The organism is Streptomyces sp. Tue6028 (genome assembly GCF_002300165.1).
GTDB classification, from domain to species: domain Bacteria; phylum Actinomycetota; class Actinomycetes; order Streptomycetales; family Streptomycetaceae; genus Streptomyces; species Streptomyces siamensis.
The window spans coordinates 50503-69958 of record NZ_MLCE01000005.1 but is presented as its reverse complement, the minus strand read 5'-3'; the positions used below and the strand labels follow the sequence as shown (position 1 = coordinate 69958).

Below are 19456 nucleotides of genomic sequence, written 5' to 3'. Positions count from 1 at the left end.
GCGACGGCTCAGTTGTCCGGGCGGTGGCGGCCGGCCCGTTCGAAGGTGCCGCGCAGCAGCGCACGGAACGCGTCGGCGGCAGGTGACGTCTCGTCGGTCCCATGGACGACCGAAATCGTACGGCGCAGATCTCCCGGCTCCAGCAGGCGCGTCCCCACCGGAGTCGCCGCCGTCCTGGCGACCATCTCCGGCACGACCGCGACCCCGAGCCCCGCGCTCACCAGGGCGCACACAAGCGCGTAGACCGGAGTCTCGACCAGCACCGCGGGGGTGGCCCCCGCGCGGGCGAGTGCCGCCTCCACACCCTGCCGGGGTGGATGGTTCGGAGCCATGCTGATCAGCGGCTGACCCGCGAGCTCGCCCAGCGGGAGCCGGGCCGAGTCGCCCGCCAGGACGTGCCCCGGGGCGGTCACCAGCACCAGCTCCTCGACCAGTACCGGCTCCAGGCTCACGGACGACGGGACGGCGACGGGGGCCGCGGGCTCGTAGGTGTGTGTCAGGGCCAGGTCGACCTCGCCCGCCGCGACGGCCGCCACACCGGCGGGCGGCTCGTAGTCGGCGACCGCGAGCTCCACGTCCGGGTAGGTCCGGCGGAAGGCACTCAGCACGGGCGGCAGCAGATGGATGCCCGCCGTCTGGAAGGTGCCGACCCGCAGTGTGCCGCCGGACAGGCCGGCCAGGTGCGCCAGCTCGTGCCGGGCCCGCTCCATCTCGTCGAGCACCCGGCGCGCCCGCGCCACCAGCAGCTCGCCGGCGCCCGTCAGCCGCGTCCCGCGATGGGACCGGACGAGGAGCGTCGCGCCCGCCTCGCGCTCCAGCTTCGCCAGCTGCTGGGAGAGCGCGGGAGGGGTGTAACCGAGCCGTTCGGCGGCCCGGGTGATCGACCCCGCCTCGGCGACCGCGACCAGCGCCGCGAGCCGCGTCGGGTCGTACATGGGACCACCCCGGATCTCGCCGCGACCGCGCCGCTCTAAACGAATGCTTAAGACCGACCCAGGATATTCGACATACCTGCTGAAGGCCCGGCAGAGGCAATCTGGGGTCCATGGACGCTCAGCTCATCGCCTTCACAGCAGTCGCCGCGGGCATGGTCGCCGTGCCGGGTGCGGACTTCACCGTCGTGGTGCGCAACGGCCTGGTCTCGCGCCGGGCCGGCCTCGCCAGCGCGCTCGGCATCGTCGGTGGACTGCTCCTGCACACGGCGCTCGCCGTCGCCGGGGTCGCCGCGGTGCTCACCGCCGTGCCGGCGCTCTTCCGGGCACTGCAACTGCTCGGCGGTGTCTACGTGCTCTACCTCGGGGTGCGGACGCTGCGCTCGCCGGTGCGGTCGCGCGAGGAGGCCGCGGAGGCGACCGGGGGCAGCGCGCGTCCGCTGCGGCAGGGCTTCGTCACCAACGCGCTCAACCCGAAGGCCCCGATCACGTTCCTCAGCCTGTTGCCGCAGTTCGTGCCGGCGGGCAGTCCCGCGATGCCGCGGACCCTGCTGCTGGCACTGATCGTGGTGGTCCTGGGCCTGGTGTGGTTCCCGGCGGTGGCGCTCCTCGTGGACCGGCTCGGGCGGTGGCTGCGCGCACCGCGCGCCGCACGGGCCGTGGAGGCGGTCACCGGCTCGGCCCTGACGATGCTCGGTCTGGTCCTCGTCCTGGAGCCCCTGAGGAGCTGAGCGCACGCCTCACGGGCCGGGGCGGCGCCGATCGCGCCGGCGGCCCGCCGAGCGAGCCCTCGCGGTCTCCTGTCGCACGCCCTTCGGTGGCGGCGGCCCCGCGCCGCCGCCACCGAAGGGTGGATCAGCTCACCCGTCCGTACCAGACGCTCCTCGTCCAGATCTTCTGCAGCTTCACGACGTCCCCGGTCTTCGGGGAGTGCCAGATCTTTCCCTTCCCGGCGTAGATGCCGACGTGGTACACGCTCCGGCCCGAGTGGAAGAACACCAGGTCTCCGGCCTTGCGGTGCGAGGCCGAGATGTGGTGGGTCTTGTTGTACTGCGCCGCGGCCGTTCGAGGGAGCTTCTTGCCCGCCTTCTTGAACGAGTACAGGGTCAGCCCGGAGCAGTCGAAGCGACGCGGTCCGGTGGCCCCCCACTTGTAGGGGGCGCCCTTCTTCGAGGCCGCGACCTGGAGTGCCTTCGTCGCCACGGTGGCCGCCTCGGCGTCGGGAGCGGCGCCGGGGACCACCAGGCTGCCGCCGACGGCGGCGATGGTCAGAGCCGAGGCCGTACCGGCCCGGGTCCACAGCGACGGGACACGATTGAGCGCAGTCATGCGCAACCCTTCGTCAGCCGCCTGTGAAGGATGACCTGTCGGATTCGGGCTGGCGAAGTAGCCCGGCCGCGTACTGCGGCTTCACCCCAAGGACCGCCCGGATCTCTCCGGCGGCCCGTCGTGCTGGGTCCTCCACTCCTGCCGATCCACTTCTGTCGACCGGACATCCGGGCGGCGGCAGGACTCGGCGTCCGCCCGGATCGCCCCGCCGCTGTGGCGGGGGCTTGTCGTCGGAAGGGATCTTCACGCATGAGAGTCGGAAATGCCGAGCGGAACCGGTGATTTGTGGCGTTACTCACCACTCACCCGTTCGGGTGGACACCCCTTTGTTCGGGCGGGTGTTGAGGTGCGCGACGACGCCCGTACCTGCAACGGAACGTTAAATTCCGGCTCATGACCACGCGCGTTGCGCAACTCGGGGGCGTCGTACAAAGGACCCGCAGATACTCCAACGGGGGGTAATCCTTCTGGTCCGTTTGAAACCCGGGCCGGACGTCTCGCCCGTCGGCGTACGTCGCGGCCCGGGTGTGCGCGCCCGTGGCGCGTCAACTTCCGGAGCAGGGCGGCACGGTGACCCGGGACGCGCGCCGCTCGCCGTCGAGCACGCGCAGTGCCTGCGCGAGCGTCGGGGCGTGCACCTCGCTCTCGCCGCGCTGGTGCATCAGGGTGAGCGCGTCACGCAGTGCGGTCGCCTTGACCACCAGTGCCTGAGCGGCCCTGAGGCCGCGGTAGGTGTCGCCCGGGCGCGCCGGGTTGATGCGGCCGAGCAGGTCGACGACGTCGAGGTAACGGTCGATCAACTCGGACTCGGCGCGCGTGAGCGCCGGGAGCGGGGGCAGTTCCGGTGGGAGCATCGGCCGGTCACCTCCCGCCGGGCGTGCTGCGCGAGCTCTTGCGGCTCGGGATGATCCGGTCGATCAGTCCGTACGCCACCGCCGCCGGTGCGTCGAGGATCTTGTCGCGTTCGATGTCGGCGGCGACCCGCTCAGGGCTCTGGCCCGTGTGCCGGACGAGCATCTCCTCCAGCTGTCCGCGGGTTCGGATCAACTCCTCGGCCTGGATGGCCAGGTCGCTCGCCTGACCCTGGACGGGTTCGGGCAACGAGGGCTGGTGGATGAGGACACGGGCACCCGGAAGGGCGAACCGCTTGCCCGGTGTGCCGCCGGCGAGCAGGACGGCCGCGGCCGACGCGGCCTGTCCGAGGCAGGTCGTCTCCACGTCGCAGGTGACGAACTGCATCGTGTCGTAGATCGCGGTCATCGCGCTGAACGAGCCGCCCGGGGAGTTGATGTACAGCGAGATGTCGCGGTCCGGGGCCAGATATTCGAGATGCATGAACTGCGCCATCACGTCGTTCGCCGACGTGTCGTCGATCGGCGTCCCGAGGAACACGATCCGTTCGTCGAGCAGCTTCGAGTACGGATCCAGGGTCCGGTGTCCCGCGCTGGTGCGTTCGGTGAACTCGGGCAGGACGTAGCGGGCGGACGGTTCGGACATGGTGCGCGCCTCCTCTGAGGGACTCTGTGAAAAATGTACAGGACGTACAGAGCTTGTCGATGGGCACTCGCTGACAGCGAAAACACGGACGGGAGGAGCCCGGGGGGCACGGGTGGGGCCCGGCGGAGTACACGGGTGGGGCCCTGGGGGTGCACGGGACCGGCCGGGGAGAGATCGTTCGCTCCGGGTGGGTTCGGGACACCGGTCTAAGCTGGACGGCATGGCCTACGAGATTCCGGTGACGCAAGCCAGGGCTGAGCTCGCCGACCTGATCAACCGCGTGGTGTACGGCGGTGAGCGCGTCGTGGTGACGCGGCACGGGAAGCCTCTCGTCGCGCTGGTCTCCGCCGCCGACCTGGAACGCCTCGAGGAACTCCAGGACCCCGCCGACGAGCAGGTGATCAGCTCCCTCTCCAGCGTTCGCGAGGTCGCGTCGGCGCCGCGCGAGCGCCAGCGCTTCGGTATCGCTGCCGAGCACCGGGGGCCGAGCGCCTCCTAGACGGAACCGGCGCGGTCCGCGTGCCGTGCGCCCGCCGCCGCACGGCGGGGTGGACGCGCGCCCGCGCGGGGCAGGACCACGACCGGTCGCGTCGGGTCGCCCTGTTCCGTCGTTCAGGGACGGCGCCGATCGGCCGCATCGTGTCGCCGCCGTCCCGTCGCTCAGACGCGGTCACGACCGGCCGTATCGCGTCGCTCCGCGTTCCGCCGTTGAGGCGCGCCGTATCGCGTCCCGTCGTACTGACGCGGTCACGACCGGCCCTATCGCGTCGCTCCGCGTTCCGCCGTTCAGGTGCGCCGTATCGCGTCGCTCCTCGTTTTCCGCCGTTCAGGTGCGCCGTATCGCGTCGGGCCCCGTCCCGTCGTACTGACGCGGCCGAGACCGGCCGTAGGGGCACGACCGCGACCGGGCCGAACGGGGCGGCCGCGACATGCCGTATACGGTCCGGCCCGCGGCGGCGTCCCGGACGCTGGCTTCGTCGCCCCGGGGTGGGTTCCACGGCTCCCCGCGCGTCGGCAGCCCGTGTTCCGGCGGAGTGGCCGCGGCGGCACGGAGAGCGCGCCCGACGGCGCGACGCGCGGGGCCGGTTCCGCGCCACGACACACGGACCGCCGCGCCGCCCGGCGTCCACGGCGAGCTGCGGCTGCCCGGCCGAGACGGTCGAGCGCGGTCGACGGCGGGGGGACCGTGACCGGGCGTGCCGACCCCGACGCCCGGCGCGGGCCTCGATCACGCCCGCCCGGGACCCGCGGTGCGACACGCCGGCCCCGGCACCGCGGCACCGGAGATCCCCGCGACGACCCGCACGCCGCGAGGCGCCCCGTGGGTCCGGCGCGGCCCGCCGGCGGGCCGACACTCGGCCACAGGCCGGTTAACGTCCCTGAAACCCCGGCCAACTAGCGTGCGCATCCACGCCACCAGGGGTTTCGGTGGCTGCGGCCACCGGACCCCGCACGGTCCGGAGCGAGGACTGTGAGGTGGTACGCCGTGCAACTGACCCCGCACGAGCAAGAGAGGCTGCTGATCCACGTGGCCGCCGACGTGGCCGAGAAGCGCCGGGCCCGCGGACTGAAACTGAACCACCCCGAGGCCGTCGCCCTCATCACGTCGCACATCCTCGAAGGCGCGCGGGACGGACGTACCGTCGCCGAACTCATGGCCTCCGGCCGGAAGATCCTCACCCGCGACGACGTGATGTCGGGCATCCCCGAGATGATCCACGACGTCCAGGTCGAGGCGACCTTCCCGGACGGCACCAAGCTCGTCACCGTCCACGACCCCATCGTCTGACGGGGAGCAGCGCCATGATTCCCGGAGAGATCTTCTACGCCGACGGGCCCGTCGTCTTCAACGAGGGTCGCGAAGTCACCCGGCTGACCGTCCTCAACGCCGCCGACCGGCCCGTCCAGGTCGGCTCCCACTACCACTTCGCCGAGGCCAACCCAGGCCTGGACTTCGACCGTGCCGCGGCGCGCGGCAAGCGGCTGAACGTCGCCGCCGGCACCGCCGTGCGCTTCGAGCCGGGGATCCCCGTCGACGTCGAACTCGTCCCGCTCGCCGGTGCCCGTGTGGTGCCCGGACTGCGCGGTGAGACCGGAGGTGCCCTCGATGCCTGAGATCTCGCGCGCCGCGTACGCCGACCTGTTCGGCCCCACCACCGGCGACCGCATCCGCCTCGCCGACACCGACCTGCTGATCGAGATCGAGGAGGACCGGTCCGGCGGTCCCGGACTCGCCGGTGACGAGGCGGTGTTCGGCGGCGGCAAGGTCATCCGCGAGTCCATGGGGCAGTCGCGTGCCACGCGCGCGGACGGCACGCCCGACACCGTCATCACGGGTGTCGTGGTCGTCGACCACTGGGGAATCGTCAAGGCCGACCTCGGCATCCGCGACGGCCGGATCACCGGCATCGGCAAGGCCGGCAACCCGGACACCATGGACGGCGTCCACCCCGATCTGGTGATCGGCCCCGAGACCGAGATCATCGCGGGCAACGGGCGCATCCTGACCGCGGGTGCCATCGACGCGCATGTGCATCTGATCTGCCCGCAGATCGCCGACGAGGCACTCGCCTCCGGGATCACCACGCTCGTGGGCGGCGGCACGGGGCCCGCCGAGGGCTCCAAGGCGACCACCGTCACGCCCGGCCCCTGGCACCTGGCCCGGATGCTGGAGGCGATGGAGCAGTACCCGCTCAACTTCGGCCTGCTGGGCAAGGGCAACACCGTCTCGCACGAAGCGATGCTGTCGCAGATCCGCGGCGGCGCGCTGGGCCTGAAGATCCACGAGGACTGGGGCTCGACGCCCGCGGCGATCGACGCCGCGCTCACCGTCGCGGACCGCACGGGCATCCAGGTCGCCATCCACACGGACACCCTCAACGAGGCCGGTTTCGTGGGCGACACACTGGCCGCGATCGGCGGACGCGGCATCCACGCGTACCACACCGAGGGTGCGGGCGGCGGGCACGCGCCGGACATCATGACCGTGGTCGCCGAGCCCTACGTGCTGCCCAGCTCCACCAACCCCACCCGGCCCTACACCGTCAACACCGCCGAGGAACACCTCGACATGCTGATGGTGTGCCACCACCTGAACCCGGCGGTGCCCGAGGACCTGGCGTTCGCCGAGTCCCGGATCAGGCCGTCGACGATCGGGGCCGAGGACATACTGCACGACCTCGGCGCCATCTCGATCATCTCCTCGGACTCCCAGGCGATGGGACGCGTCGGTGAGGTCATCATGCGGACCTGGCAGACGGCCCACGTGATGAAGCAGCGGCGCGGCGCCCTGTCGGGTGACGGGCGCGCGGACAACCACCGGGTGCGTCGCTATGTCGCCAAATACACGATCAACCCGGCGCTCGCGCAGGGCCTCGCCCGCGAGGTCGGCTCCGTCGAGCCGGGCAAACTCGCCGACCTGGTGCTGTGGGAGCCCGCCTTCTTCGGGGTCAAGCCGCACCTCGTCATCAAGGGCGGCCAGATCGCGTACGCGCAGATGGGCGACGCCAACGCGTCGATCCCGACTCCCCAGCCGATCCTGCCCCGGCCGATGTACGGCGCCGTCGGGAGGGCACCGGCCGCCAACTCGTTCAACTTCGTCGCACCGCTCGCCATCGAGGACGGGCTGCCCGAACGGCTCTCCCTCGGGAAGCGGTTCGTCGCCATCGAGTCGACCCGGGCGGTGACCAAGGCGGACATGCGCGAGAACGACGCGCGACCGCGGGTGCGGATCGACCCGGACAGCTTCGCCGTGCACATCGACGGCGAACTGGTCGAGGCGACACCGGCCGCGGAACTGCCCATGGCCCAGCGTTACTTCCTCTTCTGATGTCCCGCGCGGCACTACTGGTCCTGGCCGACGGACGCTTCCCCGCCGGAGGGCACGCCCACTCCGGCGGGGCGGAGGCGGCCGTCAAGTCCGGACGGGTCACCGGGGCGGCGAGCCTGGAGGACTTCTGCCGAGGCCGGCTGCACACGGCCGGTCTCGTCTCGGCCTCGCTGGCCGCGGCGGCGGCGCTCGGGGCCGACCCGGCGGCCCTGGACGCCGCCGCCGACGCCCGGACACCGTCACCTGCCCTGCGGGCCGCCGCGCGACGGCTCGGGCGACAGCTGATGAGAGCGGCTCGGGCGGCCTGGCCCTCGGCCGAACTCGAGGCGCTGGCCAGGGAGTTCCCCAAGGGCGCGCACCAGCCCGTCGTTCTCGGCGTGACGGCCCGGGCCGCCGGCCTCGCGGCGGACGACGCCGCGTACTGCTCCGCGTACGAGAGTGTCAGCGGGCCGGCGACGGCCACCGTGCGGCTGCTGAGCCTCGATCCGTTCGACGCCAGCGCGGTGCTGGCCCGACTGGCGCCGGAACTGGACCGGGTGGCCGGCGCGGCCGCCGCTGCCGCGCGGGGCGTGCTCGACCACGGCGTCGACGTGCTGCCCGCGGCCTCGGCCCCGCTGCTGGAGATCGGCGCTCAGGCGCACGCGGCCTGGCCCGTACGCCTCTTCGCGTCGTAGGCGCACCCCGCCCCCTCGCCGCCGCTGCCCTCACACCACCTTGGAGACTCATCGTGCATCTCGATCACACCCATGACGGTGCGTCCGCTGTCAGCGCCGACGCCCATCGTCCGGACGGGGCACGCCGTGCCCTGCGGATCGGGCTGGGCGGGCCGGTCGGCTCGGGGAAGACCGCCACCGTCGCCGCGCTCTGCCGGTCGCTGCGCGACGAGTTGTCCCTCGCCGTCGTCACCAATGACATCTATACGCGGGAGGACGCGGAGTTCCTGCTGCGGGAGGCGGTGCTGCCGCCCGAGCGGATCGCCGCCGTCGAGACCGGGGCCTGCCCGCACACCGCCATCCGGGACGACATCTCCGCGAACCTCGAAGCGGTCGAGGACCTGGAGGACGAGGTCGGTCCGCTGGACCTGATCCTCGTGGAGTCCGGGGGTGACAACCTCACGGCCACCTTCTCCAAGGGGCTCGTCGACGCGCAGATCTTCGTGATCGACGTCGCGGGCGGCGACGACATTCCGCGCAAGGGCGGGCCCGGTGTCACCACCGCCGATCTGCTCGTCGTGAACAAGACCGACCTCGCACCCCACGTGGGGTCCGATCTGGGGCGGATGGCGGCGGACGCGAAGGCGCAGCGCGCCGAACTCCCGGTCGTCTTCCAGTCCTTGCGTACCGAGGACGGGGTCGCGGCCGTCGCCGGCTGGGTGCGGGAGCGGCTCGCCGCGTGGACGGCGTGAACCGGATGGACGGCGTGAACCGGATGGACAGCGCGCGCCGGACGGGCGAGGTCGGTCCGGTGGGCGACGTCGGCCGGGTGAACGGTGTCGGTCCGGTGCGCGACGTCGGCCGGGCGAACGGTGCCGGTCCGGTGGACGGTGCCGGTTCGGTGCGCGGTGCCGACCCGGTGGACGGTGCCGGCCCGCCGCACGGGGGGACGCCGTCGGCGGACGGCAGCGGGCCGGGGCGCCCGAGTCGGCCGGGTGGCGCGGGCCGGGCAGGTCGCCTGACGACGGCGGGCGTGCGGGCGACCGCGCGGATCGCCGCAAGGGACGACGGCCGGGGCGGCACCTCGCTGCCCGTGCTGGAGGGGGAGGGCCCGCTCGCGGTGCGCCGCATCCGGTCCCACGGCGCCGAGGCCCGCGTCATGCTCGTCGGAGCGATGAGCGGCCCGCTCGGTGGCGACCACCTCACCGTCGAGGCGCACGCCGACGAGGGCGCGCGCCTGAGGGTGGGGTCGGCCGCCGCGACGATCGCGCTGCCCGGCCAGAACAAGGGCGAGGCGCGCTACGACGTCCGGCTCTCCGTCGCCGACGGAGGTGAACTGCACTGGCTTCCCGAGCAGTTGATCTCCGCCGGCGGCAGCGACCTGTGCGTCTCCTCACGGATCGACCTCCAGGGACGCGCCCGGCTGGTGTTCCGGGAGGAACAGGTGCTCGGGCGCGTGGGCGAGGAACCCGGTCGGCTCACCAGCCGTCTTGTCGTGCGACTGGACGGACGGGTGCTGCTGGACCAGGAGTTGGCCTGCGGTCCGGGCGCGCCCGGTGGCTGGGACGGCCCCGCCGTCCTGGCCAGGCTGCGCGCGGTGGGCCAACTCGTGGTCGTGCGCCCGGAGTTCGCCGACCACCTGCCCGAGCCCCGCATGCTGGGGGAGCACGCGGCGCTGGCTCCGCTCGCCGGGCCCGCCGTGCTCGTCACCGCACTCGCACCCGACGGGCTCGGACTGCGGCGCGTGCTGGACGAGGCGCTGCGCCTGCTCGGCTGACCGCGGGCCGCGGTGGCCCGTTGTTCGTGGACGGACGGAGACGTCTCCGCTCAACGGCACAACGCGCACCGGTTATCGGATTAGTAAAGAAGCCCTGTCGCATCTGTTCTCAGGGACCTCACAGCCGAAAGGATCCCCCTACCAATCGCAACGATGTACGGGGAGGCCACACTTGAGGGCTAAGAGACCGTCGAGACGGATGACGGCGCTCGGTTCGGCCGGAGCGCTCGTCACGGCGACCCTGATCGCCGGAGCCGTCACGGCTCCGTCGGCCACCGCCGCGTCGCGTCACGGGCAGGACCGGGAGCAGCGCGGAGCGGCGATCGCCGCGGAGCGGGCGGCCAAGGCCGGCGTCGACTGGCAGGACTGTCCCGCGGACTGGGGCCTGGAGAAGCCGATCCAGTGCGGCTGGGTCAGCGTCCCGCTCGACTACGCCCACCCGAACGGCAAGCAGATCAAGCTGGCCGTGGACCGTATCGGGAACACGGGCACCAAGGACGAGCGCCAGGGCGCCCTCGTCTACAACCCCGGCGGCCCCGGCGGCTCCGGCATGCGCTTCCCGCGCCGCGTGACCACGAAGAGCCCCGTCTGGGCGAACACCGCCAAGGCGTACGACTTCGTCGGCTTCGACCCGCGCGGTGTCGGCCACTCGGCCCCCATCTCCTGCATCGATCCGCAGGAGTTCGTGAAGGCGCCGAAGGCCGACCCGGTCCCGGACAGCGAGGCGGACAAGCGTGCCCAGCGCAAGCTGGCCGCCGAGTACGCCGACGGCTGCGCCGAGCGCAGCGGCGCGATGCTGCCGCACATGACCACGCCGAACACCGCACGCGACCTCGACGTCATCCGGGCCGCCCTCGGTGAGAAGAAGCTCAACTACCTGGGCGTCTCGTACGGTACGTACCTGGGAGCCGTCTACGGCACGCTCTTCCCGGGGCACGTCCGCCGCATGGTGGTCGACAGCGTCGTCAACCCGTCGAGGGAGAACATCTGGTACCAGGCCAACCTGGAGCAGGACATCGCCTTCGAGGGCCGCTGGAAGGACTGGCAGGACTGGGTCGCCAAGAACGACGCCACCTTCCACCTCGGCGACACCCGGGCCGAGGTCCAGGACCAGTGGCTGAAGCTGCGGGCCACCGCGAAGAAGAGCCCCCTCGGAGGCGTCGTCGGCCCCGCCGAGCTGATCTCCTTCTTCCAGAGCGCGCCGTACTACGACTCCTCCTGGGTGCCGGTCGCGACGGTGTTCAGCAAGTACGTCGCGGGTGACACGCAGGCGCTCGTCGACGCGGCCGCCCCCGACCTGTCGGACACCGCGGGCAACATCGCCTCGGAGAACGGCAACGCCGTCTACACGGCCGTCGAGTGCACCGACGCCCAGTGGCCCACCAGCTGGCAGAAGTGGGACCGGGACAACACCCGGCTCCACAAGGACTACCCGTTCATGACCTGGGCCAACGCGTGGATGAACCTGCCGTGCGCCACCTGGCCCGCCAAGCAGCAGACCCCGGTGAACGTCAAGACCGGCAAGGGCCTGCCCGCCGTCCTGATCGTGCAGTCCACGCGTGACGCCGCCACCCCGTACGCCGGCGCCGTCGAACTGCACAAGCGCTTCAAGGGCTCCCGCCTGATCACCGAGCAGGGCGCGGGCTCGCACGGTGTGACCGGGCTGGTCAACCCCTGCATCAACGAGCGGGTGGACGGCTACCTGCTCTCCGGCCGGACGGACGCGGCCGACGTGACCTGCGCGCCGCACGCCACGCCGAAGCCGTAACCCGCCTGCGGGAAGGGGGCGGCCGGACTCCGGCCGCCCCCTCACTCGTTCCGGTCGTTCCACGCGCGGTCCGGCCCGGCTCCTGTCGGGTCGGACCTCTCGCTCAGGACGCGAGCCAAGCGTCCTCCGCCGCGTAGTCGAAGAGGTCGCCGTACGCGCGGACCATGTCGGGGTAGGCCTCCCGCCAGTCCCGGCCGGCCAGTCGGCGTTCGATCGAGGCGATGGTCTCGGGGAGCCTGTCGGCGTACCGGACCACCGGGCGGTAGCCCAACTCCCGTTCGGCGGCACGCATGTCGCAGACGACGGGCAGCGGCACCGTCCATGGCGTGTCACCGACCGTGGGCGCCGGGGGCGGACCGTCCACCAGCACGTCCTCGGCCCGCACGCCCATCGCCGCGTCGATCGAAGCGGCGATCTCCGCCACCGTGGGCGCCTCGGGGTCGCAGGCGTTCAGGACGCGCGACCCCGGCCGCCGGGCCGCCAGCCGGATCAGCTCGGCGACGGTGTGGACGCTCACCGGGTGGAAGCGGCTCAGGCCGCCGAACGCGAGGACGCGCCGACGGCGGCCGTCCAGATTGCGCTTGACGAAGTACAGCTCGCGGGGCGTACGGCAGTTCGGGCCGTGCACGGCACCCGCGCGCAGCAGGGTCGTCGGCAACCGGTCGCCCGCGGCGAGGAGATCGCGCTCCAGGGCCGCCTTGCGCGTGCTGTACGTGCCGTCGCCGGGCCGCACGGTGCTCTGGCTCTCCGGGATCGGCACCGGGTACTCGGGGAATCCGTCCGGCTCCGACTGCGTGTCGAAGCCGCGCCCCTTGTCGTCCTCGTAGACCGACACGCTGGAGATCACCACGGCGGAGCCGACGCGGCCGGCGAGCCCCGTCAACTGGCGTGCGTGCTCGGCTCCGTAGGCGACGACGTCGACCAGCACGTCGCAGCCGTCACCGACCGCCGCGGCCAGGGCGGTGTCCTGCGCGCGGTCCAGCCCGACGGCGCGCACCTGCGCGGGCCAGCCGTCGTCGCGGCCTCCGCCGCGGGACGCGGCCGTCACGTCCCAGCCGTCGCGGGCCAGCGCGTCCACGGCCGCGCGTCCGATCTGTCCGGTCGCTCCGATCACCACAGCACGTCTCATACGTAAAAAATGTACAGGACGTACGTCCGGTGCAGGTGGATTCCGTTCCGCTCAGCTCAGCGGCATCCGTCGGAACTTGCGGGCGTTCGCCGCCTTCTCCTCGGCCTCCTCGGCCTTCACGACGGCCGCGTACTGGTCGACGTACTCCTGCTCCGAGAGGCTGAGAATGGCGTACATGATCTCGTCGGTGACCGCGCGCAGGATCGCCTTCTCGTTCTCCATCCCGGCGTAGCGGGAGAAGTCGAGGGGCTTGCCGAAGCGGATGACGACGGGATGGATGTTCGGGATGACCTTGCCGGGCGGCTGCGCCTCGAAGGTGCCGATCATCGCGCAGGGGATCACCGGGACCCGGGCCTTGAGGGCCATCACCGCGACGCCGACCTTGCCCTTGTAGAGACGGCCGTCATGCGAACGGGTCCCTTCCGGGTAGATGCCCAGCAATTCGTCCTTGCGCAGTACGCCGAGGCCCTCGCGGATCGCCGCCTGGCCCGCCTCCTTGCCGGTGCGGTCCACGGGGATCTGCCCGGCGCTGCGGAAGAAGGCCGCGGTGAGCCGGCCCTTGATGCCGGGACCCGTGAAGTACTCGGCCTTCGCGAGGAAGGTGATGCGCCGCTTCAGGATCGCGGGCATCAGGAAGTGGTCCGAGAACGACAGGTGGTTGCCGGCGACGATGGCCGCGCCCGACGACGGTACGTGCTCAAGGCCCTCGATCCGAGGCCGGAAGACCAGTCTCAACAGCGGACCCAGAAGCACGTATTTGAGCACGTAATAAAACACTGGGGCACTCCTCGTTTCCCCCGGGGAGCGATCAGTGTAGGCGCGGCCGTCGCCGGGCGTAACCATTCCGGTGTCACTCTCTGTGGCCTCGTGGCCGGTATCAGACCCCTTGCGTCAGAACTTTCTCCAGAGCCCCGAGAGCCGACTGCAGTTCCTCGCCGGTGATGGTCAGCGGAGGTGCGAGACGGATCGTCGAACCGTGGGTGTCCTTGACGAGGATCCCCTCGCGCATCAGGCCCTCACTGATCTCGCGGCCCGTGCCGATGGCCGGGTCGATGTCGACGCCCGCCCACAGTCCGCGCGCCCGGAAGCCCTCGACGCCCTTGCCGACCAGGTTCGCGAGCCCGCCGCGCAGGATCACGCCCAGTTCCGCCGCCCTGCGCTGGTACTCCCCGGTCTCCAGAAGGCCGACGACGGCCGAGCCCACGGCCGCGGCGAGCGGATTGCCGCCGAACGTCGAGCCGTGTTCGCCCGGGCGCAGCACCTCCAGCACGTCCCGGCGCCCCACCACCGCGGAGACCGGCACGATGCCGCCGCCGAGCGCCTTGCCGAGAAGCAGCAGGTCCGGCACGACCTCCTCGTGCTCCACGGCGAGGGTGGTGCCCGTGCGGCCGAGACCCGACTGGATCTCGTCGGCGATGAACAGGCAGCCGGCCCGGCGGGTCAGCTCGCGCACCCCGGTCAGATAGCCCTGGTCCGGGATGACCACGCCGGCCTCGCCCTGGACGGGCTCGATCAGCACGGCCGCGGTGGTCTCGTCGACGGCCGCTTCGAGCGCGGCGAGGTCGTTGTACGGGACCACGCGGAAGCCGGGGGTGAAGGGCCCGAAGCCGGTCCGGGCGGTCTCGTCCGTGGAGAAGCTCACGATCGTGGTCGTACGGCCGTGGAAGTTGTCGGCGGCCACGACGATCGTCGCCCGGTCCGGGGCGACCCCCTTGACCTCGTACGCCCACTTGCGGGCCACCTTGATGGCGCTCTCCACCGCTTCCGCGCCCGTGTTCATCGGCAGGACCATGTCCTGGCCCGTCAGCGTGGCCAGGGACTCGGCGAACCCGGCCAGCCGGTCGTTGTGGAAGGCGCGCGAGGTCAGGGTGAGCTGGTCCAGCTGACGGTGCGCCGCCTCGATCAGCACCGGATTGCGGTGCCCGAAGTTGAGGGCCGAGTAGCCCGCCAGCATGTCCAGGTAGCGACGGCCCTCGACGTCCTCGACCCAGGTGCCCTCGGCGCGGGCGACGACGACGGGCAGCGGGTGGTAGTTGTGCGCGAGGACCGGCGCCTCCGCGCGGATCAGCTCGTCGGAGGTGCGCGTACGGGCGGGGATGCGGGTGGGTGCCGTCATGAACGGATCTCCTGAGTGCAGCACTTGATGCCGCCGCCGGCCTTGTGGAACTCCGAGAGGTCGACGGGGACGGGGACGTAGCCGTGGCGGTCGAGCTGCTCGGCGAGGGACTCGGCGCGCGGCGCGATGAAGACGTGGCGGCCGTCGGAGACCGAGTTGAGGCCGAACGCCATGGCGTCCTCGCGGGTGGCGAGCACCGCGTCCGGGTACAGCCGGGCGAGCACCTCGCGGCTGCCGGGCGAGAACGCCTCCGGGTAGTACGCGATGTTGTCGTCGTCCAGGACGAACAGCGCCGTGTCCAGATGGTAGAAGCGCGGGTCGACCAGGCGGAGACCGATCACCGGGACGCCGAAGAACTCCTGCACCTCGCGGTGCGCCTCGGGGGTCGTACGGAATCCGGTGCCGGCCAGGACGTACCGGCCCGTCGGGACCAGGTCGCCCTCGCCCTCGCACACCGACTCGGGCCGGTAGACGTCGAAGCCGGCCGCCTTGAACCAGGTGTCGTAGGCGAGGGACTCGGGACGGCGCTGCGGTGCGTGGAAGAGCGAGCCGAAGACCCGGCCCGCCAGGACGAGCGCGGAGTTCGCCGCGAACACCATGTCGGGAAGTCCGGCGACCGGTTCCACCGAGTCGACGGTGTGGCCGTGCGCACGGTAGGCGCGGATCAGCGCCTCCCACTGGCCGCGGGCGAGGTCGACGTCCACGGGCGTGTCGGGATGCATCCACGGGTTGATCGCGTACTGCACGGCGAAGTGTCTGGGTTCGCAGACCAGAAAGCGCCGGGGGCGCGGCACACGGCTGTCGGGCACAGAGAGGTACCTCCGCTTCCTGCGGTGTCGGCTGGGGGTTCCTCCACGGTAAGAAACGGGGGATACGGGCGACAAGCGCGGAGAGCTGCGTGATTGCGCAGCAATGATGCGTGATCGGAGGAGTCAGCGCACGTTTCCTGCGTCGTCCGGGACGGCGTGGGTCGCCCCGGCCTCAGGAGCCTCCGGCAGCAGGTGGGACAGCACCATGTAGCTGATCGTCTTCCGGATGAACGGCTCCGTACGGATCCGCTCCAGCACCTCCTCGAAGTGCTCCACATCGGTCGCCCGTACGTGCAGCAGCGCGTCCGCGCCCCCCGTCACGGTCATCGCGGCGGTGATCTCGGGATGGTTGCGCACCACCTCCGCGAGCCGCCGCGGCGGGGCCGCGCCCTCGCAGTACACCTCCACGTACGCCTCCGTGCGCCAGCCGAGCGCGGCCGGCTTCACCGTGGCCGTGAAACCGGTGATCACACCCGTCTCGCGCAGCCGGTCGACGCGCCGCTTGACCGCGGTGGCGGACAGGCCGATCGCCGCGCCGATCTCCGCGAAGCTCGTCCTGGCATTGGCCATCAGGGCCGTGATGATCTTGCGGTCGAGTTCGTCGAACATCGCGGGCTTGCTGCTCATGACCGCACTGTATCCAGCGTCAACGCCCACGCATCCAGCGAGAACGCGGACGCTCCGCGACATGTCCAGGCGGACCGATCGCTCTTACACTCCACTCTCATGCTGCGCGCGCTCGCCGTCGACGACGAACAACCGTCCCTCGAGGAACTCCTCTATCTGCTGAACGCCGATCCCCGCGTCAGCAGCGTCGAGGGCGCGAGCGACGCCACGGAGGCACTGCGCCGGATCAACCGGGCCCTGGAGTCCGGACCCGGCGGCCCCGAGGCCATCGACGTCGTCTTCCTCGACATCCACATGCCCGGCCTGGACGGACTCGACCTGGCCCGGCTGCTCACCGGCTTCGCCAACCCCCCGCTCGTCGTCTTCGTGACCGCGCACGAGGGCTTCGCCGTGCAGGCCTTCGACCTGAAGGCCGTCGACTACGTGCTCAAGCCCGTACGCCGCGAGCGGCTCGCCGAGGCCGTCCGACGGGCCGCCCAGTTCAGGGACGCCGCCCCCCTGATACCCGTGCACGAACCCGACCCCGACCACATATCCGTCGAACTCGGCGGAGTGACCCGCTTCGTGGCCGTCGAGGACATCACCCACGTCGAGGCCCACGGAGACTACGCCCGTCTGCACACGCCCCAGGGCAGTCATCTCGTCCGCATCCCGCTGTCCACCCTGGAGGAGCGCTGGCGCTCCCGCGGCTTCGTCCGCATCCACCGCCGTCACCTCGTCGCCCTGCGGCACATCGGCGAACTCCGGCTGGACGCAGGCACGGTGAGCGTCCTCGTCGGCCCCGTGGAACTCCAGGTCAGCCGCCGCCACGCGCGCGAACTGCGCGACCTGTTGCTGCGCCGGACCACGAGCTGAGGAGGGCCGCGTGCCACAGGACCCGACCGAACGCCGCGTGGTCGTCACCGGGGTGCCACGGCACACCCGCAGAACGTCCGGCTACTACCGGCCCAGGACCGAGATCGACGAACAGACCACGCTCGGCCACACCTACGTCCGCTCCCTGATGCGCAGTCAGCTCCGCGTCGCCCTGCTGGTCTTCGCCGTACTCGTGCTGCTCGTCGGACCACTGCCGCTGGTCTTCGCCGCGATGCCGGACGGCGCCGGTCTCGAATGGGGCGTGCTCGGCTTCGGCGTGTACCCGCCGCTGGTCCTGCTCGCCCGCTGGTACGTGCGCCGCGCGGAGCGCAACGAGAAGGACTTCGTGCGACTCGTCGAGGACCGCTGACCCGTGAACCAGAACTACGCCGTCCCCGCGGTCGCCCTCGTGGTCGTGGCGACCGTCCTCGTCGGTGCGTTCGGCCTGCGCATCTCCCGGACCACCTCCGACTTCTACGTCGCCTCGCGCACCGTCGGCCCGCGGCTCAACGCCGCCGCGATCAGCGGCGAGTACCTCTCCGCCGCCTCCTTCCTCGGCATCGCCGGACTCGTCCTGGTGCAGGGCCCGGACATGCTCTGGTACCCGGTCGGCTACACGGCCGGCTACCTCGTCCTCCTGCTGTTCGTCGCGGCCCCGCTGCGCCGCTCCGGCGCCTACACGCTGCCCGACTTCGCCGAGGCCCGGCTCGGCTCCCAGGCGGTGCGACGCCTCGCCGGCGCCTTCGTGGTCGGCGTCGGCTGGCTGTACCTGCTGCCCCAGCTCCAGGGCGCCGGCCTGACCCTGGCCGTGCTCACCGACGCCCCCGACCGGTTCGGCGGCGTACTCGTCGCCGTGGTCGTGGTCGCCACCGTCGCCGCGGGCGGCATGCGCAGCATCACCTTCGTGCAGGCCTTCCAGTACTGGCTCAAACTCACCGCCCTGCTGGTCCCCGCACTCTTCCTGGTCCTCGCCTGGCAGTCGCACGGCGCGCCCCGCGACGCCTTCGACGAACCGGCGACCTTCCGCGAACAGCGGGTCGTCCGGGTCGACGACACCCTCGACCTGAAACTCGCCCGGCCCCTGGACGTCACGGCGACCGGCATGGTCGACGCCCGGCCCCACACGGACGAGCGGATCCGGCTCCCCGCGGGGGTCCACCGCATCGAGCGCGGCACCCGGCTCACCTTCACCGAGGGGGACCCGGTCCCGGTGGCCGAGCGCGGCAGCAACGGCGGCATGTCGACATCACTGGCGGCGGGCCGGGAGGAACGCCCGCTGTACGCCACGTACGGACTGATCCTCGCCACCTTCCTCGGCACCATGGGCCTGCCGCACGTCGTCGTCCGCTTCTACACCAGCCCGCACGGTGTCGCCGCCCGCCGCACCACCGTCGCCGTCCTCGGTCTGATCGGCGCCTTCTACCTCCTCCCGCCCGTCTACGGCGCGCTGGGCAGGCTGTACGCCCCGGAACTCAGCATCACCGGGGACGCGGACGCCGCCGTGCTCCTGCTGCCCGACCGGATGATCGGCGGGCTCGGCGCCGACCTGCTGGGCGCGCTCGTCGCGGGCGGCGCCTTCGCCGCCTTCCTGTCCACCGCGTCCGGCCTGACCATGGCGGTCGCGGGCGTACTGACCCAGGACGTGCTCCCTTCCCGCGGAGTACGGCACTTCAGGCTCGGCACGGTCCTCGCGATGGCGGTGCCGCTCGCCGCGAGCGTGCTGGCCGGCGGACTGCCCGTCGCCGATGCCGTGGGGCTCGCGTTCGCCGTCTCCGCGTCCTCGTTCTGCCCCTTGCTGGTGCTGGGCATCTGGTGGCGGCGCCTGACTCCACCGGGTGCGGCGGCCGGCATGCTCGTCGGCGGCGGCGCGGCCTTCGTCGCGGTCGCCGCGACCATGGCCGGCTATCCCGGAACCGGCACCCTGCACGCGCTCCTGGCCTGGCCCGCGCTGTGGTCGGTACCGCTCGGATTCCTCACCATGGTCCTGGTCTCGCTGGCCACGCCCGGCCGGGTGCCCGCGGGGACCGCCGCGATCCTGGCCCGGTTCCATCTGCCCGAGGAGCTGACCGGCGGTCCACTGCCCGCCGGCCCGCCGCGGACGGGCGCCGACGCGAAGGAGATGCAGGCATGAGGCG

At 72.0% G+C, this 19456-nt stretch carries 21 protein-coding genes and 1 riboswitch; of the genes, 12 read left to right on the top strand and 9 right to left on the bottom strand.

The features are described from left to right. Positions 1-8 precede the first annotated feature (8 nt). Complete coding sequence (locus BKI49_RS04085; RefSeq protein ID WP_095932809.1) at positions 9-935, bottom strand: LysR family transcriptional regulator; 927 nt, start codon at positions 933-935, stop codon at positions 9-11. Positions 936-1045: 110 nt separating this feature from the next. Between BKI49_RS04085 and BKI49_RS04080 the strand changes: the two genes are divergently transcribed. Further along, positions 1046-1663: a LysE family translocator gene (locus BKI49_RS04080; protein WP_095932808.1), complete on the top strand. Its 618-nt coding sequence runs from the start codon at positions 1046-1048 to the stop codon at positions 1661-1663. A gap of 124 nt (positions 1664-1787) precedes the next feature. Here BKI49_RS04080 and BKI49_RS04075 read toward each other — a convergent pair whose 3' ends face one another. The 3 genes from BKI49_RS04075 to BKI49_RS04065 form a co-directional block, all read right to left on the bottom strand. Next, positions 1788-2261: a C40 family peptidase gene (locus BKI49_RS04075; RefSeq protein ID WP_095932807.1), complete on the bottom strand. Its 474-nt coding sequence runs from the start codon at positions 2259-2261 to the stop codon at positions 1788-1790. A gap of 3 nt (positions 2262-2264) precedes the next feature. Beyond that, positions 2265-2429, bottom strand: a riboswitch (cyclic di-AMP (ydaO/yuaA leader). A 377-nt stretch (positions 2430-2806) separates the two neighbouring features. Continuing rightward, positions 2807-3115 (bottom strand): hypothetical protein, encoded by a 309-nt coding sequence (locus BKI49_RS04070; RefSeq protein WP_095932806.1) that lies wholly within the window; start codon positions 3113-3115, stop codon positions 2807-2809. A gap of 7 nt (positions 3116-3122) precedes the next feature. Further along, positions 3123-3758 carry an ATP-dependent Clp protease proteolytic subunit gene (locus BKI49_RS04065; RefSeq protein ID WP_095932805.1) on the bottom strand — a complete coding sequence of 212 codons (636 nt, stop codon included), beginning with the start codon at positions 3756-3758 and terminating at the stop codon, positions 3123-3125. Between the two features lie 220 nt (positions 3759-3978). Between BKI49_RS04065 and BKI49_RS04060 the strand changes: the two genes are divergently transcribed. The 8 genes from BKI49_RS04060 to BKI49_RS04025 all read left to right on the top strand — a co-directional run bounded on the left by BKI49_RS04060 (position 3979) and on the right by BKI49_RS04025 (position 11785). Next, positions 3979-4257 (top strand): type II toxin-antitoxin system Phd/YefM family antitoxin, encoded by a 279-nt coding sequence (locus BKI49_RS04060; RefSeq protein ID WP_028800395.1) that lies wholly within the window; start codon positions 3979-3981, stop codon positions 4255-4257. A gap of 987 nt (positions 4258-5244) precedes the next feature. Continuing rightward, on the top strand, positions 5245-5547 hold the full coding sequence (locus BKI49_RS04055) for an urease subunit gamma (protein ID WP_095932918.1): 303 nt from the start codon (positions 5245-5247) through the stop codon (positions 5545-5547). Positions 5548-5561: 14 nt separating this feature from the next. Beyond that, positions 5562-5873, top strand: coding sequence for an urease subunit beta (locus tag BKI49_RS04050; protein ID WP_095932804.1), 312 nt, complete (start codon positions 5562-5564; stop codon positions 5871-5873). Beyond that, positions 5866-7587 (top strand): urease subunit alpha, encoded by a 1722-nt coding sequence (locus BKI49_RS04045; RefSeq protein WP_095932803.1) that lies wholly within the window; start codon positions 5866-5868, stop codon positions 7585-7587. Before BKI49_RS04050 ends, BKI49_RS04045 begins: the two co-directional genes overlap by 8 nt. Further along, positions 7587-8261 (top strand): urease accessory protein UreF, encoded by a 675-nt coding sequence (locus BKI49_RS04040; protein WP_095932802.1) that lies wholly within the window; start codon positions 7587-7589, stop codon positions 8259-8261. The genes BKI49_RS04045 and BKI49_RS04040 overlap by 1 nt, the downstream gene beginning before the upstream one ends. Before the next feature lie 53 nt (positions 8262-8314). After that, the gene (gene ureG / locus BKI49_RS04035; protein WP_095932801.1) at positions 8315-8992 is read left to right on the top strand and encodes an urease accessory protein UreG; all 678 of its coding nucleotides are present in this window, start codon (positions 8315-8317) and stop codon (positions 8990-8992) included. A gap of 266 nt (positions 8993-9258) precedes the next feature. Beyond that, positions 9259-10017: an urease accessory protein UreD gene (locus tag BKI49_RS04030; RefSeq protein WP_095932917.1), complete on the top strand. Its 759-nt coding sequence runs from the start codon at positions 9259-9261 to the stop codon at positions 10015-10017. A 199-nt stretch (positions 10018-10216) separates the two neighbouring features. After that, positions 10217-11785: an alpha/beta hydrolase gene (locus tag BKI49_RS04025; RefSeq protein ID WP_373557517.1), complete on the top strand. Its 1569-nt coding sequence runs from the start codon at positions 10217-10219 to the stop codon at positions 11783-11785. Between the two features lie 103 nt (positions 11786-11888). Here BKI49_RS04025 and BKI49_RS04020 read toward each other — a convergent pair whose 3' ends face one another. From BKI49_RS04020 to BKI49_RS04000, 5 genes are all read right to left on the bottom strand, one after another. After that, entirely contained in the window at positions 11889-12902 is a 1014-nt protein-coding gene (locus BKI49_RS04020) for an NAD-dependent epimerase/dehydratase family protein (RefSeq protein ID WP_179332334.1), read from the bottom strand. A 63-nt stretch (positions 12903-12965) separates the two neighbouring features. Continuing rightward, on the bottom strand, positions 12966-13691 hold the full coding sequence (locus BKI49_RS04015; protein WP_095932798.1) for a lysophospholipid acyltransferase family protein: 726 nt from the start codon (positions 13689-13691) through the stop codon (positions 12966-12968). Between the two features lie 100 nt (positions 13692-13791). Continuing rightward, positions 13792-15030 carry an ornithine--oxo-acid transaminase gene (gene rocD, locus BKI49_RS04010; protein WP_095932797.1) on the bottom strand — a complete coding sequence of 413 codons (1239 nt, stop codon included), beginning with the start codon at positions 15028-15030 and terminating at the stop codon, positions 13792-13794. Further along, on the bottom strand, positions 15027-15839 hold the full coding sequence (gene ddaH, locus BKI49_RS04005) for a dimethylargininase (RefSeq protein ID WP_179332329.1): 813 nt from the start codon (positions 15837-15839) through the stop codon (positions 15027-15029). The genes rocD and ddaH overlap by 4 nt, the downstream gene beginning before the upstream one ends. Before the next feature lie 123 nt (positions 15840-15962). Continuing rightward, positions 15963-16466 carry an Lrp/AsnC family transcriptional regulator gene (locus BKI49_RS04000; protein WP_095932795.1) on the bottom strand — a complete coding sequence of 168 codons (504 nt, stop codon included), beginning with the start codon at positions 16464-16466 and terminating at the stop codon, positions 15963-15965. Positions 16467-16565: 99 nt separating this feature from the next. On the opposite strand from BKI49_RS04000, the gene BKI49_RS03995 reads away from it, so the two are divergent. Genes BKI49_RS03995 through BKI49_RS03985 form a run of 3 tightly spaced genes read left to right on the top strand, consistent with a single transcriptional unit; the run spans position 16566 to position 19452 of the window. Then, positions 16566-17321, top strand: coding sequence for a LytR/AlgR family response regulator transcription factor (locus tag BKI49_RS03995; RefSeq protein WP_095932794.1), 756 nt, complete (start codon positions 16566-16568; stop codon positions 17319-17321). Positions 17322-17331: 10 nt separating this feature from the next. After that, positions 17332-17691, top strand: coding sequence for a hypothetical protein (locus BKI49_RS03990; protein ID WP_095932793.1), 360 nt, complete (start codon positions 17332-17334; stop codon positions 17689-17691). Positions 17692-17694: 3 nt separating this feature from the next. Continuing rightward, positions 17695-19452: a sodium/solute symporter gene (locus BKI49_RS03985; protein WP_095932792.1), complete on the top strand. Its 1758-nt coding sequence runs from the start codon at positions 17695-17697 to the stop codon at positions 19450-19452. The last annotated feature ends 4 nt before the right edge of the window (positions 19453-19456 follow it).

Excerpts from the sequence above, each read along its gene's own strand:
- BKI49_RS04070 (WP_095932806.1), bottom strand. The coding sequence starts at position 3,115 with ATGCTCCCACCGGAACTGCCCCCGCTCCCGGCGCTCACGCGCGCCGAG.
- BKI49_RS03995 (WP_095932794.1), top strand. The coding sequence starts at position 16,566 with ATGCTGCGCGCGCTCGCCGTCGACGACGAACAACCGTCCCTCGAGGAA.
- BKI49_RS04075 (WP_095932807.1), bottom strand. The coding sequence starts at position 2,261 with ATGACTGCGCTCAATCGTGTCCCGTCGCTGTGGACCCGGGCCGGTACG.
- BKI49_RS04000 (WP_095932795.1), bottom strand. The coding sequence starts at position 16,466 with ATGAGCAGCAAGCCCGCGATGTTCGACGAACTCGACCGCAAGATCATC.
- rocD (WP_095932797.1), bottom strand. The coding sequence starts at position 15,030 with ATGACGGCACCCACCCGCATCCCCGCCCGTACGCGCACCTCCGACGAG.
- BKI49_RS04040 (WP_095932802.1), top strand. The coding sequence starts at position 7,587 with ATGTCCCGCGCGGCACTACTGGTCCTGGCCGACGGACGCTTCCCCGCC.
- BKI49_RS04045 (WP_095932803.1), top strand. The coding sequence starts at position 5,866 with ATGCCTGAGATCTCGCGCGCCGCGTACGCCGACCTGTTCGGCCCCACC.
- BKI49_RS04050 (WP_095932804.1), top strand. The coding sequence starts at position 5,562 with ATGATTCCCGGAGAGATCTTCTACGCCGACGGGCCCGTCGTCTTCAAC.
- BKI49_RS04025 (WP_373557517.1), top strand. The coding sequence starts at position 10,217 with ATGACGGCGCTCGGTTCGGCCGGAGCGCTCGTCACGGCGACCCTGATC.
- BKI49_RS04065 (WP_095932805.1), bottom strand. The coding sequence starts at position 3,758 with ATGTCCGAACCGTCCGCCCGCTACGTCCTGCCCGAGTTCACCGAACGC.
- BKI49_RS04080 (WP_095932808.1), top strand. The coding sequence starts at position 1,046 with ATGGACGCTCAGCTCATCGCCTTCACAGCAGTCGCCGCGGGCATGGTC.
- BKI49_RS04060 (WP_028800395.1), top strand. The coding sequence starts at position 3,979 with ATGGCCTACGAGATTCCGGTGACGCAAGCCAGGGCTGAGCTCGCCGAC.
- BKI49_RS04085 (WP_095932809.1), bottom strand. The coding sequence starts at position 935 with ATGTACGACCCGACGCGGCTCGCGGCGCTGGTCGCGGTCGCCGAGGCG.